This window comes from Salinigranum halophilum, from assembly GCF_007004735.1.
GTDB lineage: Archaea > Halobacteriota > Halobacteria > Halobacteriales > Haloferacaceae > Salinigranum > Salinigranum halophilum.
Genome location: NZ_SSNL01000008.1, coordinates 25,570 through 39,017, shown reverse-complemented (window position 1 = coordinate 39,017; position 13,448 = coordinate 25,570). Strand labels below are relative to the sequence as shown.

The following is a 13,448-nucleotide window of genomic DNA, read 5'->3' as shown; positions in this document are numbered from 1 at the left end:
TCCGGACGAGAACGACGCAATTGTGTCGATGACGGCCGGAACACCGGAACAGGCGGGTTCTCTGCAGGCGTCGACAGTCAGCAGAGCGAGTACACGTGCTGTTCGTACGTCTCCCGCACGCGGTTGCCCCAGTTGTGGGTGTACGTGTCGATGATGTCGCCGGCGACGTCGCCGCGGAGGTACTTCACGATGCCGCGGTCCCCGGTTCTGTCGCGCATGTGGGTGGTGAAGAAGTGCCGGAAGTAGTGGGGTGTGACGTTCTCGTCGCTGCCGCCGCCGGTCCGGTGCCACCCCGCGTTCTCGGCGTGGTTGACGACCACCCGACGGGCCGCCTTCGCGGAGAGCCGACTCCCCCAGTGGTCGCGCGTTCGCACGAACAGCGGGTCCGCGGGGGAGTGAGCGTCCGGCCGGACGGCGAGCCACTCCGTGAGGACCGCCGCGAGTTCGTCGTCGACAGGGATGACCGTCGACCGCTTGCGCTTGTTTGAGTCCGTCCGACGCTCGCCGTGGGTGACCTGCCCACGGGTCGGAGCCGCGGAGACGAACAGCGAGGCTCCTCTCCCCTCCAGTTGTGGGCGGCCAGAGAGGTCGTACTCCGCCGCTGCTGGACTCTCCGGGAGTCGCAGGTCACGCACATCCAGGTTACAGAGCTCTCCGACACGCATCCCCGTTTTCAACAGTGTCACGACGATGGCACGGTCGAGCGGATGGGTGATCTCACCCACGAACGCCCGCATCTCCCGGACCGAGAGGTCACGCCGTGTCGGGTTCGTCTCGATGCGCTCGTCGAGTTCCTCCATCACCAGCGTCATCGGGTTCGACTCAAAGGCGTCGACGGAGTTCATATACGTGTAGAAGCGGTGGAGGTACGCCGCGTACGTGGCGACGGTGCTCTCGGCCGACTGGCCCCGCTGGCGGTGAATCCACGCCATGCAGTCGCGGTTCGTCGCCTCGTCGAACCCGGTCGACCGCGAGTCGAGAAACGACGCGAAGTCCTCGAGCACTCGACGGTATGCGGCCCGCGTGCGGTCCGAACGACCGTAGTACTCCATGTCCTGGAGGAAGTACTCCACCGGCTGGTCCGCTGTCGTTTCACTCATCGGTCAGCACGTAGCCTCCGTCGCGGCCGCTGTATCGGAGTCGATTCGCGTCCTGAAGGTCGGCGAGTGCGTCGTCGAGCTGGTCTTCCACGTCCGCGGTGAGCCGCGTGAGGAGCTGGTCCCAACCGAGCGCACCCTCCGCCGAGAGGATCGCCACGACCGTCTCTTCGACGCCTGTACCCCCGGGGTTAGCTGTCGAAGAAGCCCCTCCAGAGTTGTCGGTGCCCTGAGTGGTTTCGCGGCTCTTCGGGAGGAATCCCCGTCGGCCCGCCTGGACCATCGTCCGGACGAACTCGCTCTGTGTCATTCCCAGTTCCTCGGCGTGTTCCTGCCAGACGGATTTTTGATACGCCGGGACGTACGTCTGTACGCGTGTCCGCTCGTCGTCGGCGGTGTCTGTCACGGTTCGACGCTCACAGCGAGTGATTATCAATCTACCTCTGATTCGGCGATAAAGTATCTTATCACTGTTTGTGAGTCCACAATCCCACCATCTTTAGTGTTTAGTTCGGTGATAAGCTTGTTTATTGTGTGCTATCGGCCATAACTCTGCACTCGGCGTGACGTTCGTTTCGGTGATTACAAAACACCGATCTGGCGACGACCGAACGGTCAAACGACAGTTTGTGTCTCCACAAACCTGTCGGGTCCGGAGACCGACATCCCGATGGCATGTTCGTCGCGGTCGTCGGCTGGCTCACCGCGCTCCTCCTGCTCGCCGGAGCCGGGCTCGAGGTCGCACGAGCGACCGACGTCCCGTTCCGGGAGTCCCACGAGCGGAGTCCGTCGCTCCTCCAGCGACTCGGTGCCCACGCGATGGACTGGCCGCGCTTCGTGGTGGCTGCGCTCGGACTCGCGGTCGTCTTGCTTCTCCACCCCTTCGTCGACGGGGTGTTACGGTTCGCCGGCGTCGCCGCCCCGTTCGGGTTCTGGGACTTCGGCGCGTACACCGGGGCGCTCGACAGGTGGCGGGCCGGTGAGTCGCTCTACGTCCGGAACGAGGAGGGTGGCTACAGCGGCACGTATCTGTACCCACCCGTCTTCCTCCTCGTCGTCTGGCCGTTCACCCAGCTCCCGTTCGACACCGGGGCGGCCGCGTGGGAGGTCTGTTCGGTACTGTTCTTCTGGGGGAGCCTCCAGCTCCTGGTCCGCCAGTTCGGCTACAGTCTCCGCCTCTGGGAACGCGCCCTCCTCCTGTGGGCGCTCGTGGGCTTTCACCCGCTGTTGTTCTCGGTGAAACAGGGGCAAATCTCGGCGTTTCTGGGCGGCCTCGTTACACTCTCGCTCGTCGGCTTGCTCTCCGCGGAACGACCCAGGAGTACTCCCGGCTACGTGAGCGGCGCGTGTACGGGCCTCGTCGGCGTCGTCAAGCTCGTCTACGCCCCCATCGGCGCGCATCTCCTAACCGACCGACGTCGCTTCCTCGGTGCACTCGGCGCTGGCGTCACTCTGTTCGGTCTCTCCCTCGCGGTGTTCGGAGTTGAGCCGCACGTCGACTACCTCGACGTCCTCCAGTGGGGCAAATCCGGCCAGGTCCGGAGCCCGCTGCTGTGGATGGCACCGTACTACAGGCCGCTCTACGCGCTCGCGCCGGTCTCGCTTCTCCTCCGAATCGTCGGGAGTCTCGTCGTCGTGGGGCTCGCGCTCGCGGCCGCATCCACAGATGCGGACCGTGTGGTCTTCGCACTCGGGGTCGCGACGATGCCGTTGCTCGCTCCACAGGCGTACAGCTACTACCTGACGGCGCTCGTCCCCGCCGTCGTGGTGATGCTCCAGGTCGAGTTCGCGGTGGACGGACGACCGTGGCTCCCACTCCTCGCGGTGTTTCTCCTCCACAGCCACTCGTTCGGCCTCAGACTGGCCGTCGAGTATCTCCCTCCCGTCGTGCCGTTCCGGTCGGCTGCTGTACCCGGCCTCGATGCAACGGTGGCCGACGTCGTCGTCTCGGGCTTCCAGCCGGGGGTGTGGGGCGCACTCCTGCTCGGAGTACTCGCCGCAAAGCGCGTCGTCGACGCGTCTGTACACCCGCTCGCGTCACGCGACCGGGTGCGATAGCCCTGTGCGGGTCGAGACGACGTGGACACCCGAGCGTCGACCACCGTGAGACGTGTGAGATACCCTCTGGTGGGGTCGTCCACCGATTCCGTCCGGCGCGTTCCGACAGATACCGATGCCGGAGCCGTCGCGCCCGGAACAAGTAAATCACATCTCGCTATACAGAATCGGCGACGCGCTCGGATCCGTCGGATACTCGTTTCGGCCACGACACGACCCGGCACTGCTCGGAGTCGACCTGTTCGAGCAGTGTGCGCCCACCGTCCGGAACCGCCACGTTCGGTCCGACACCGAACGACCCGCCGACACGACTGAAGAGCTATATCGTCGGCTGTGCTGTACCCGGGCAGATGCAGAGCCTCGACCGTCGGGCGTTCCTCGCGTTCCTCGCGCTGAGTGGGTGTCTCACCCGCGAACCGACTCCGCCCGTCGCGAACGAGCCCGGCGAACTCGAGACGCCGGTCTCGACGCCGCCGACCGCACCGTCGACACCCCCGGTCGCGACCGCACCGACGGTGGAGCGGCGAATCGAACCGGCCCGGCTCGTCACCTACGAGGCGGCGGGGTTCTCCTTCGTACACCCGGCCAACTGGCAGGAGCGGTCGGCAGCCGACGACGCTATCGTCTCGTTCGAGTACGAGACGCCCGACGGTCGGGTGCTGGGAACCCTCCGCGCGTGGGGGAGTCTCAACACCGCGTACGACGACGTCGCCGCGGCCGAGACGGAGACAGTCAGACGACTCTCCCAGGCCGACCACGCGGTGCGGTCGACGCGGGCGGTGACGCTCCCCGACGACAGACCGGGTCGCGTCGTCGAGTACACCCTCGCCGACACCCCGGTCCGCGGGGCGACCGTCGTCACGCTCGCCGGCCCGTGGATTCTGCGGCTGGTTGTGCTCGTCCACGAGGACGTGTACACCGGCCCGGTGAGAGAGACGGTCGCCGACGTGCTCGGGTCGCTCACCTACACCGGCTGAAGCACGGGGCGCAGCCGCGATTACTCGACGGCCTCGACGAGCTCGGGAGCGTCGTTCGCCGGGCTGTTCACCGCCGTCGACACGGGGTACGCCTCCCACCCCTCGTCGGGTGCGGGGTCGAGAAGCTCGAACGCCTCCGCCTCGTCGCCGTGGAGCCACGTCTCCTCCTCGTCGGGGGCGAGGACGACGGCCATCCGGTGGTGGAGGTCGGCGACGACCCCGTTCGGCGCTGTCGTCACGACGGTGAAGGTCTCGATGGGTTCGGTCTCCCCCGACCCACTGGTGCCGAACTCGCCGAGCCCGGTCTGTCGTGTCGGCGGGGTCCACCGCTCCCAGAGCCCCGCCATCGCGAACGGCCTGTCGTCCTCGTAGGCGACTCGGTAGGGCTGTTTCGTCCCGCCCCGGTCGACCCACTCGTAGAAGCCGTCGGCGGGGACCAGACACCGTCGCGACTCGAACGGTTCGGCGAAGCTCCGCTTCTCTCGCACCGTCTCCGCGCGGGCGTTGATGAACGACGTCGAGTCGTCGTCCGCCCACGAGGGGATCAACCCCCACGTCTTGAATCCGAACTCGTCGGGGGTGCCACCGGTGAGGACCGGCAACTCCTGTCCGGGGGCGCAGTTGTAGCGTGGCGCGACGTCGCGAGCGAAGGAGGCGTCGAACCGCTCTTCGAGCCGGGCCTGCGGGGTGAACAGGGTGTAACGACCACACATACGAGAGGGGAGGGACGCTCGAACCATAACCCCCGGGTTCCGGTCGTCACACCGGGGCAGCGTGGCCCCGACGACGCACGGCGAGGAACGTCGCGACGAGACACAGCCCGGTCGCCGCCGCCAGCACCGGCAGGACCGAGAGTGCGGCTTCGACCCCGCTCCGTTCGAGCACGACGCCCATCAGCGGCGGAAAGACCGCGAGGCCGAAGTAGCCCGCCCCGGTCGTCACCGCGTTCACCGGCCCGCCGTAAGAGGGCACCGCGGACATGGCGTAGGCGGCGAGCGTCGGGAACACCCCGGACCACAGGACGCCGAGGAGGAACACGGCCACCAGAAGGGGGGTCCCCGTGAGCGTCAACACGGCCGCGAGGACGCCCGCCCCGCCGACAGAGAGCGTGATGACGAGCGGGAGGTAGCCGACGCGTTCGGTGATCCGGCTGTAGACGAGGCGGCCGGGGATGTAACCGAGGACGAACACCGACAGCGTGAGATTCGCCGTCGACGGCGGGAGGACGGTCCGGGCGTAGTACGGGAGCCAGGTGAACAGCCCGCCTTCGACGCCACCGCTGACGAACAGCGCGACAGATGCCCCGACGACCTCGGTTCGACCCAGGACGCGGCGGACGTCTTCGAGCCTGAGCGGCCGCTCGACGCCAGAGAGTTCGGGGAAGTCGAGCCGCCAGAGTGCAACCGCGACCGGGACGAAGCCGAGTGCGAGGACCCCGTACGCGAGGCGCCAGGAGCCGATGGCGAGCGCGGCGACGACGAGGACCGGACCGAGGGTCGCACCCACCGCCCACGCGAAGTCGTAGAGGTTGAACACGCGCCCGCGGGCGTCGGGGTAGAGATGACTCAGCAGCGGACGGTCGAGGGCGCGGAACGCCCCGGTCGCGACTCCGCGCAGCACCAACACGCCGAGGTAGACGAGAAAGGAGGGGACGAACGCGAGGACGGCGACGCAGACGGCGACTGCGACCACGCCGAACCGCATCGTTCGTGCGATGTCGACGCGTCCGGCGACAGAGCCCATCGCGAGCAGGGCGACGACGAACCCGACGGTCCCGGCGGGCGCGACGAGACCCAGGAGGGCGGGAGACGCGCCGAACTCGGCTTCGAGCGAGGACAACAGCGGGCCACGGAGCTGGAGTCCGACGGCGTCGACGGCGACGAACCAGCAGACGACGAGGAGCCAGGTCCCCCGCTCCGTGAGGCGGGCCGTGGACACGGGTCGAGGCTCACGCCATCGGTGAAAAAACGTTGGGTTCTGCGTCGGTGGCGAGCCTGCGCGGGACCCGCTGTGACGACTCGTCGTCGGCGAGCGAGAGGTTTAGGCCCGTCCGTCACTCTCCTCGACGCATGCGCGTCGAGAACTCCTTCATCCCGGTTCGCGGAGTGGGGGAAACGACGGAGCGGCGACTGTGGGACTGCGGCGTCCGCGAGTGGGACGACTTCCACGCTGACGTCGACGGCGTCGGCCCGACGACGGCCGAGCGCATCGAGGCGTTCATCGACGAGGCGCGGCCACGCCTCCGCGAGCGCGATTCGGCGTACTTCGCCCGGACGTTCCCGGACAACGAGCGGTGGCGGCTCTACGAGACCTTCCGCGACGACGCCTGCTTCTTGGACATCGAGACGACCGGCCTCGACCACCACCGCGACACCGTGACCACGGTCTCGGTCTATCGGGACGGCGAGACGACGACGCTCGTGAACGGGGACACCCTCACCGCCGGAGCGCTCGAGGAGACGTTCGCCGACGCGGGGCTGCTCGTGACGTTCAACGGGGCTCGGTTCGACGTCCCGTTCCTCGAGACGTCCTTCGACGTCGACCTCGACTACCCGCACCTGGACCTCATGTACGCCTGCCGGTCGGCCGGTCTCACGGGCGGGTTGAAGACGGTCGAGAAGGAGGTCGGCATCGAGCGCGACCGCCCGGACTTGTCGGGGCGCGACGCCGTCCGGCTCTGGCGGGAGTACGAACGCGGTGACAGCGAGGCGCTCGACACGCTCGTTTCGTACAACCGCGAGGACACGGTGAACCTGGAGTCGCTCGCAGAGCAGGTCACGACGCGGCTCGACGAACGGGCGTTCGGCGCGCGGCCAGGCGAGTGATTTTTGTGCCGTCCGCCGGAGGGGAGCGGTATGACGCTCGAACGCACGGACGAGGCGGCTGACGACGACACGGACGCCGAGGACGCCGAGTCGACGACCGACGCGGAGTCCGTCGCCGTCGACGAACCCGACGAGGAGCGACACGGAAGCATCGAGAACACGACCCCGCCGGCACACGCCGAGGAGGGAAACGGCGACAACGGTGACGAGACGGTTCCGACGGTCGAACTCGACCTCTACGACCTCTCGGTCCGGGTCAGCGGGCAGTCGGCCGACGACCTCGACACCGTCGGCGACGCCGCCCGGGACCTCATGGACTACCTCGTCGACCGCGCGAAGGCGCTCGAGGACAGCCCCGACGACCGCGGACTGAGCTGAGTCGGTCGGTGAGGCGGCTCAGAAGTAGCGTTCGAGTATCCGTTCCGCGGTCCGGGCGGCCAGTGCCTGCCCGGTGTTCGTCGGGTTCGCACCGCCCACGCCGTTTGCCAGCGCCGAGTGGTCGGCGACGAAGAGTCGGTCGACGTCGAACGCCTCGCAGGCCTCGTCGACGACCTTCCCCATCGCCATCGTGCTGTGGACGTGTAGCGCGGTCGGCGGCGAGTCCGAGCGGTGGACGTGTGTGGCACCCGCTTCTCGGAGGATCTCCGCGGCGATTTCGGCGAGTCGGTCGCGTCGCTGTCTGTCTCCGGCGCTCGGCTCGTAGTTCACGAGGGGGATGGGGCCGTGTTCGTCCTCGATGCCGGGAGCGACGGTGACGCCGTTGCGCCGGTGCGGACGGTCGTCGCTCACTACGAGCACCTGCAGCATCCGCCGATAGCCCGAGAGCAGTCGTTTGAGCTCCGCTCCCGCCAGTCGACCGACGGTGTCCCAGGGCGCATCGGCCGGGTCGTTCTGGAAGGCGAAGCCCGACGCGCTCGAGCCGAACCCCAGGATGGCACCGATTCCGGGCGCGGTCCCGACCGTCTGGAGCATCCCGAGGCCCGGATAGTCGAACCGGGCCGCGATGTCTTGGCCCTGGAACTGGTCGATGGTGTCCTGCCCGATTCGCGACTCGAGGTCGGCGGCGTCCCACAGTCCCATCACGTTGTCGCCGAAGTGGATGGTCATCCCGCGGCCGACCCACTCGTTCCTCGGGAGGTCGGCGTTCAGCCACAGCCGGGGTGTCTCGATGGCACCGGCAGCGAGGACGACCACCTCGCTTCGCACCGTCTCGACCCGGCCCGACCACGTATCCCGGAACCGAACGCCGGTCGCGGTCGGGTGGTCGATACCGGCCGAGTCGGTCTCGATGGCCGTGACGAACGCGTTCGGCCGGACGGTCACGGTGCCCGTCCGGAGCGCCGCGGGGACGAAGCTGATGTTGCTCGCGCGCTTTGCCTTCTCCTCGTACGGTGCGCCACGTGGGAAGGGATGCCCCGCGATGCTCCCGAGCGCGAGGGTGTCGCCTTCGACGTCGGGGTAGCTGAAGTCGCCGCCGTACCCCGCGTCGACGTGGAGCCGCGGGTCCGGCTGGCGGATGGCGTTCGGCTGGGGGCGGTAGCCCGGTTCGGTGACGTTCAACCCGTCGAGGAGGTCCCAGCCGGCGGCGGCCGCCCCGCGGAAGAACAGCTCCTCTTTCGCCGTGACGGGCGCGGGCGTCACCTCGCACATCGCCTCTACTTCCTGGTAGTAGGGAATCAGGTCGGCGTAGTCGATGGGCCAGTGCGGCTGTTCGTCGACGGAGGCGGGGTACGCACGCGGGTGGCAGCCGGTGTAGTGGAGGGTCGTCCCGCCGACGCCCGCACACTGTAAGATGGCACCGTCGCCCGGGAACTTCCGGAGCCAGAAGCCCCGCTCGTGGTCGGCCGGACCGAAGACGAGCTTCCGAATCATTTCCAGCTCGCGCGTGGTGAACTGTTCGTCGAGCAACGCCCCGCTGAGGTCGTCGACGCTCGACGACGACTCCGCACCCGGGGACTCGTTCGGCTTCGGCCACCGCTCGTTCCCGTAGAACGGGCCGGCTTCGACGAGGAGCACCGACCGACCCGCCTCGGCGAGTTTCCAGGCGGCAACGGGCCCGTCTCCTCCCGCGCCGACGACGACGGCGTCGTAGTGTGAAGCGACCATCGTCGGGTCACTCCGGGTAGGGCTCCTCGTAGCCCGTCGTGTCGTACTCGTTCTCCCGGAAGGTGCCCGACTCGCGGACGACGTCAACCCGCTCGTCGAGGGTCGTCCAGGTCTCGCCCGCGCCGAGGGGGCTGTCGTCGGCACCGACGTAGCCACGGAGCGCGGCGTAACCGTCGGCGACGCCCGGATAGCCGGTCTGTCGCCAGCCCTGGACGGCCGCGGGGTCGTTCGGGTGGGTTCGTTCGCTCGGCGGGAGCGAGAAGTCGTCGTACCCGTCCCACTCGCTGTAGTAGATCATCTCCGCGAACCCGACGACGAGCTGGCCGACGAGGCCGGCGTCGAACTCGAACAGGCCGTGACCGAACGGCGAGACCCGGAGTTCGAACTCGTCGAGGAGGCCGAGCGCGCGCAGACGGTCACGCCGCGACAGCGTCGCGAACGCCCCGGCGTTCCGTCTCACGCGTCGTGGGGACGTGTCGCCGGCGTCGAAGAGTGCGACCGCCCGCTCGACGTCGGGTTCGGACTCGTTGTCGCCGCGCGCGACGAGGGCGTCGGCCGCGACGTCGAGCACCTCCGCCATCGGTACCGCCAGCGGGAGGTTCCCCCGGGTGCCGACGTGCGGGAAGCCGAACTGAAAGAGGCCGTCGACGAAGGTGACGAGGAACGTCTCCATCCCGATGGCGAGTCCACCCGGGACGGCCACTGCGCCGAGTTCGTCGCCGAGTTCGGGCGTCTCCGGAACGACCGCGTCGACGACCGCCCGGGCGGTCACCGCGACGTGGAAGTCCAGCTCCGACTCGTCCGGGGTCGACTTCCCGGCGAGTAGGGCCTCGACCCACTCCCACAGTTCCGACAGCCACAGCCGAACGTGTTGTCCCATGGGCTCTCTGCCACCCTACACGTCAATCGACGAACGCGATATTAGGTGTTACCCGCAGACGAGCGGTGACGCGCGAGCCACCATGACAACTGTTATGTTATGTGTCGACGAATAGCATGGGGACGATGGTCGGGCCGACGAGAGAGAGAGCCGGTCTCGGCCGTCGGCACATCATGACGCCACACGCCCTCACGCTCTGTCGCGCGGCGCTTCGTTCCGTCAGACTCGTGCTCGACGGCAGCGTCCGGTTCCCCCAGGGTCGGCTCGGCGACATCCTCGAAGGGCCGGACAGCGACGCCTTCGTCGTCTATCGCGAGACTGCGCTCGTGGGGAACGACGACGACGCGCCGGAGCGCGTCGTCCTGGTCTTCGCGATGCAGGTGACCGGCCGGGACGTCGGCGAGACGGTCCGTGACGTCCTCTTCGACCCCCTTGCGAACGTCGCCACGCCCTTCTTCGTGGGGATGCCCGGCTTCCGGCGGAAACTGTGGCTCGCCGGCGAGCGTCCGGGGGCGTTCCTCGAACTGTACGAGTGGGCGTCGCGCGCGGACGCCGAGCGCTTCGTCGACGTCCTCGAGTCACTCTTGGCTCCGTTCGAGTTCGCCGGGTCGGCTTCCTTCGAGGTGGTCGACGACGACTCCATCGACGCGTACGTCGACGCCCGAGCGGTCGAGTGGCGCGACGCGGCTCGGGCGGGTCGTCCCGGACGACTCGGCTCGCTTCGTCCGCTCGTACTCGTCGGCATCGCCCTCGCCGTCGTCGGGTATCGCTACTGGCGGCGACGGTCTCGGGCCGAGCCCTCACCGGTCGGCGTCGAGTGAGACGCCCCGGGCACGACGGAGTGAGGACGGCTCCGCCGATTCGACGCCGAGCGAGACCCAGACGGGTGCGCTCCAGCGTCGTATCACTCAAACACACATTTTTTTGGCAAACCTAAAAGTTCAAATCACCCCGTCCACAACCAGGTGGTAATGACCACGTACACCTTCGACGACGTCGCCGTCGTCATGGGGACGTACAACGAGGAAGAAGCCATCGAACACGTACTCACCGACATCGACCGAGTGACCGACGGCCGGGCGGCGGTCGTCTGCGTCGACGGCTCCTCGGACCGAACGGCGGCCGTCGCCCGCGACCACGGCGCGCGCGTCATCGAACAGGAGCCACAGGGGTACGGCGTCGCGGTCCGCGAGGCGGTCCTCGCGCCCGACCGGCCGGTCGTCGTCACCACCGACTGTGACGACACGTACCCCATGGAGCGTCTCCCGGACTTCCTCGACGCCATCAACGAGGGGTACGACGTCGTCTCCGGCGACCGGCTGTCGAAGGGCGCGAAGACGATGCCGATGTTCAACCGCCTCGGCAACCAGGCGTTCGCCCTCGGTGCCTCGCTGCTCGTCGGCCGCCGCCTTCACGACACGACGACCGGGATGCGCGCCTACCGGAAGGCGGTCATCGACGAGGTGACGTGGACGGAGAACACCGGCCTCTCCGCCGAACTCCTCCTGCGGCCCGTGATGCGCGGGTACCGCGTGAAAGAACTCGAAATCGACTACAGCGAACGCCGCGGCGAGACGACGCTCGACCCGCTGTCGGGTGGGGCCGAAATCGCCGGCTCCATCGTCCGGGTCGCCGCGGAGGAGCGCCTGCGACAGCTCTCTTCGAACGGGTCGGGCGCGTCGAGTCGGTCGGCCTGATTCGCGGACGAGTCACGAGACCCGAAGACGACACGAGAGGCACCCATCCGTCCGCGCCGGGGGTGCAGAGAACCAGTGTGGCCGACGCGACCGACCGCGTCAGGCTTCCGTCCGCAGGATGTCCTGGATGCGTCGCGGCTCGCCCGAGAGCGCGGGGTTCTTCTCGACGATTTTCAGCACCTCGTGGTCGGTCACGTTCGGGTAGGACTTCCCGGTGGCCTCCTCGATGAGTTCCCGCTCGAGACGGAAGTCGGTTCCCTGGTAGACGACGTCGACACCGTGTTCGTCGAACGAGAGCGCAGTCATGGGGGGAGCTTTCCCTCGGGAGTATATAAGCACACGGCCCTGGCTCGACGAATTAGTCGGCGTCGACCGGCCCGACGCACCGCGAGGGACCCGTCCGCGAGAGCACGCCGGCGACGGCGAACGCCCCCAGTCCGCCCCCGAGCAGCAACAGCCGATACCCCGTGACCGTCGCGAGCGTCGTGAACAGCACGGGACCGATGGTCGTGCCGAGCCACGCGGCGCTCGTCCGGAGGCTCAGCGACCCGGCACGGTATCGTCTGGGTGCGAGGTCGCTGACGCTCGCGTCGAGCGGCGGGAGGATGAGCCCCTGGCCCGCGCCGACGACGAGGACGCCGAGCGTCAGCCACGCCGGCGTCCCGCCGGCCCAGCCGACGACGAGGCCGAGTCCGTACGCGGCGAGCCCGAAGACGAGGAGTTCCCGGTTCGTGTAGCGAGCCGCGAGCGGACCGCTCCGGGAGGCGACGACGGCCGTCGTGAGCGCGTTCGTGGTGAGGACGACGCCGATGAGCGCCGACGGCGCGAGCGACACCCCGCCGACGGTCACCGGTCCCGTGAATGCGCGCGCGAGCAGGAACGGGATGGCCGTGAACACGCCGCCGAAGAGGAGGACGAACGTGACGATGGCCGTCCCGTAGAGGCTCACTGCCGCACCGACCGGGAGCGCGTGTAGCGCGCCGCGGACGTACGCCAACCCGCCCGCGGGGTTCTCGACGGGGACGTCCTCGACGGCGCGGAGCGCCCACAGCGCGACGAGCGACCCGACGGCGTAGACGGCGAAGGGGGCCTTCCACCCCAGCGTCGCGATGGCGCCACCGAAGAGCGGGTAGACGGCCGCGCCGACGGAGATGGCCGCACCGTTCGCGCCCAGCGCCGCGTTCCGCTGGACGCCCTCGTAGGTATCGCCGATGAGGGTGACCGCGACGGCGAAGAGGCCGCTCGCCCCCATCCCCTGGACGGCCCTGAGGAGGAGCACCGTCGTGAACTCCCCGGCGAGGAGGACCGCGACGCCGCCGAGGCTGAAACAGAGGAGCGACCAGACGAGCACGCGCCGGCGGCCGTGACGGTCGGCGAGCACGCCAGCGACGGGCGAGAAGAACACGCCCGGGAGGGTGTACGCCGTGATGAGGAGGCTCGCGGTACTGTCGGTGACGCCGAGGACGGCGGGCAGGAGGGGCACGATGGGTGTGACCAGCGTGACGCCGAGCACGCCGGCGAGGGTGCTGGCGACGACGACGCGGAACTGCGGGTCGCCCCACGGGACCGTGGTCTCGCCCGAATCGGAGTCCATACGCTCTCGAAGCCGGTGTGAGGGATAACTCGTCCGAGGGGCGTGATGGCTCGCGGCTCGGTCTCCGTCCGGACGCCCCGTGTGAGCCGTGCGTCGCCGGTGTCTCCCCGGTCCCGTCGCCGCCGGCCCGAGTCACAGCAACCGATACGGCCGCGAACGGCCACGGGCGAAGCCGAACACACCGCTCACAACGTCCGACTCCGGGGTCCCCAGC

At 68.6% G+C, this 13,448-nt stretch carries 14 protein-coding genes; 6 read left to right on the top strand and 8 right to left on the bottom strand.

Annotated features, from left to right (window positions below; all coding sequences use genetic code 11):
- Nucleotides 1-77: 77 nt before the first annotated feature.
- Nucleotides 78-1,100 carry a tyrosine-type recombinase/integrase gene (locus E6N53_RS19185; RefSeq protein ID WP_136591825.1) on the bottom strand — a complete coding sequence of 341 codons (1,023 nt, stop codon included), beginning with the start codon at nucleotides 1,098-1,100 and terminating at the stop codon, nucleotides 78-80.
- Nucleotides 1,093-1,503, bottom strand: a complete 411-nt coding sequence (locus E6N53_RS19180; protein WP_142861056.1) for a DUF5805 domain-containing protein — start codon at nucleotides 1,501-1,503, stop codon at nucleotides 1,093-1,095. The genes E6N53_RS19185 and E6N53_RS19180 overlap by 8 nt, the downstream gene beginning before the upstream one ends.
- A gap of 269 nt (nucleotides 1,504-1,772) precedes the next feature.
- Here E6N53_RS19180 and E6N53_RS19175 point away from each other — a divergent pair, with 269 nt between their 5' ends.
- Both E6N53_RS19175 and E6N53_RS19170 read left to right on the top strand, forming a co-directional pair.
- A complete protein-coding gene (locus E6N53_RS19175; RefSeq protein ID WP_142861055.1) occupies nucleotides 1,773-3,155 on the top strand; it encodes a glycosyltransferase family 87 protein in 1,383 nt (460 codons plus the stop codon).
- A gap of 350 nt (nucleotides 3,156-3,505) precedes the next feature.
- Nucleotides 3,506-4,132, top strand: a complete 627-nt coding sequence (locus E6N53_RS19170; RefSeq protein WP_142861054.1) for a hypothetical protein — start codon at nucleotides 3,506-3,508, stop codon at nucleotides 4,130-4,132.
- A gap of 20 nt (nucleotides 4,133-4,152) precedes the next feature.
- Here the strand turns inward: E6N53_RS19170 and E6N53_RS19165 are convergent, their stop codons facing one another.
- Both E6N53_RS19165 and E6N53_RS19160 read right to left on the bottom strand, forming a co-directional pair.
- Nucleotides 4,153-4,845 (bottom strand): SOS response-associated peptidase, encoded by a 693-nt coding sequence (locus tag E6N53_RS19165; protein ID WP_142861053.1) that lies wholly within the window; start codon nucleotides 4,843-4,845, stop codon nucleotides 4,153-4,155.
- Nucleotides 4,846-4,891: 46 nt separating this feature from the next.
- Nucleotides 4,892-6,070 carry an MFS transporter gene (locus E6N53_RS19160; RefSeq protein ID WP_142861052.1) on the bottom strand — a complete coding sequence of 393 codons (1,179 nt, stop codon included), beginning with the start codon at nucleotides 6,068-6,070 and terminating at the stop codon, nucleotides 4,892-4,894.
- A 131-nt stretch (nucleotides 6,071-6,201) separates the two neighbouring features.
- Here E6N53_RS19160 and E6N53_RS19155 point away from each other — a divergent pair, with 131 nt between their 5' ends.
- Nucleotides 6,202-6,957 (top strand): ribonuclease H-like domain-containing protein, encoded by a 756-nt coding sequence (locus tag E6N53_RS19155; RefSeq protein WP_142861051.1) that lies wholly within the window; start codon nucleotides 6,202-6,204, stop codon nucleotides 6,955-6,957.
- Between the two features lie 30 nt (nucleotides 6,958-6,987).
- A complete protein-coding gene (locus tag E6N53_RS19150) occupies nucleotides 6,988-7,335 on the top strand; it encodes a DUF8002 family protein (RefSeq protein ID WP_142861050.1) in 348 nt (115 codons plus the stop codon).
- Between the two features lie 18 nt (nucleotides 7,336-7,353).
- Here E6N53_RS19150 and E6N53_RS19145 read toward each other — a convergent pair whose 3' ends face one another.
- Together E6N53_RS19145 and E6N53_RS19140 are read right to left on the bottom strand one after the other, a co-directional pair.
- Nucleotides 7,354-9,063 carry a GMC oxidoreductase gene (locus E6N53_RS19145; protein WP_142861049.1) on the bottom strand — a complete coding sequence of 570 codons (1,710 nt, stop codon included), beginning with the start codon at nucleotides 9,061-9,063 and terminating at the stop codon, nucleotides 7,354-7,356.
- 7 nt (nucleotides 9,064-9,070) lie between these two features.
- A complete protein-coding gene (locus tag E6N53_RS19140; RefSeq protein WP_142861048.1) occupies nucleotides 9,071-9,943 on the bottom strand; it encodes a hypothetical protein in 873 nt (290 codons plus the stop codon).
- 125 nt (nucleotides 9,944-10,068) lie between these two features.
- Here E6N53_RS19140 and E6N53_RS19135 point away from each other — a divergent pair, with 125 nt between their 5' ends.
- Nucleotides 10,069-10,764, top strand: coding sequence for a hypothetical protein (locus E6N53_RS19135; protein ID WP_142861047.1), 696 nt, complete (start codon nucleotides 10,069-10,071; stop codon nucleotides 10,762-10,764).
- A gap of 150 nt (nucleotides 10,765-10,914) precedes the next feature.
- Nucleotides 10,915-11,640, top strand: a complete 726-nt coding sequence (locus E6N53_RS19130; protein ID WP_142861046.1) for a dolichyl-phosphate hexose transferase — start codon at nucleotides 10,915-10,917, stop codon at nucleotides 11,638-11,640.
- A 99-nt stretch (nucleotides 11,641-11,739) separates the two neighbouring features.
- On the opposite strand, the gene E6N53_RS19125 is transcribed toward E6N53_RS19130, so the two are convergent.
- Nucleotides 11,740-11,946 (bottom strand): DUF5800 family protein, encoded by a 207-nt coding sequence (locus E6N53_RS19125; RefSeq protein ID WP_136591813.1) that lies wholly within the window; start codon nucleotides 11,944-11,946, stop codon nucleotides 11,740-11,742.
- Between the two features lie 52 nt (nucleotides 11,947-11,998).
- A complete protein-coding gene (locus E6N53_RS19120; protein ID WP_142861045.1) occupies nucleotides 11,999-13,234 on the bottom strand; it encodes an MFS transporter in 1,236 nt (411 codons plus the stop codon).
- Nucleotides 13,235-13,448: the final 214 nt, after the last annotated feature.

What these genes read in the sequence shown, in the direction of transcription:
- E6N53_RS19185 (WP_136591825.1), bottom strand. Translation starts at nt 1,100, where the DNA reads ATGAGTGAAACGACAGCGGACCAGCCGGTGGAGTACTTCCTCCAGGAC.
- E6N53_RS19175 (WP_142861055.1), top strand. Translation starts at nt 1,773, where the DNA reads ATGTTCGTCGCGGTCGTCGGCTGGCTCACCGCGCTCCTCCTGCTCGCC.
- E6N53_RS19170 (WP_142861054.1), top strand. Translation starts at nt 3,506, where the DNA reads ATGCAGAGCCTCGACCGTCGGGCGTTCCTCGCGTTCCTCGCGCTGAGT.
- E6N53_RS19165 (WP_142861053.1), bottom strand. Translation starts at nt 4,845, where the DNA reads ATGTGTGGTCGTTACACCCTGTTCACCCCGCAGGCCCGGCTCGAAGAG.
- E6N53_RS19155 (WP_142861051.1), top strand. Translation starts at nt 6,202, where the DNA reads ATGCGCGTCGAGAACTCCTTCATCCCGGTTCGCGGAGTGGGGGAAACG.
- E6N53_RS19150 (WP_142861050.1), top strand. Translation starts at nt 6,988, where the DNA reads ATGACGCTCGAACGCACGGACGAGGCGGCTGACGACGACACGGACGCC.
- E6N53_RS19145 (WP_142861049.1), bottom strand. Translation starts at nt 9,063, where the DNA reads ATGGTCGCTTCACACTACGACGCCGTCGTCGTCGGCGCGGGAGGAGAC.
- E6N53_RS19140 (WP_142861048.1), bottom strand. Translation starts at nt 9,943, where the DNA reads ATGGGACAACACGTTCGGCTGTGGCTGTCGGAACTGTGGGAGTGGGTC.
- E6N53_RS19135 (WP_142861047.1), top strand. Translation starts at nt 10,069, where the DNA reads ATGGTCGGGCCGACGAGAGAGAGAGCCGGTCTCGGCCGTCGGCACATC.
- E6N53_RS19130 (WP_142861046.1), top strand. Translation starts at nt 10,915, where the DNA reads ATGACCACGTACACCTTCGACGACGTCGCCGTCGTCATGGGGACGTAC.
- E6N53_RS19125 (WP_136591813.1), bottom strand. Translation starts at nt 11,946, where the DNA reads ATGACTGCGCTCTCGTTCGACGAACACGGTGTCGACGTCGTCTACCAG.
- E6N53_RS19120 (WP_142861045.1), bottom strand. Translation starts at nt 13,234, where the DNA reads ATGGACTCCGATTCGGGCGAGACCACGGTCCCGTGGGGCGACCCGCAG.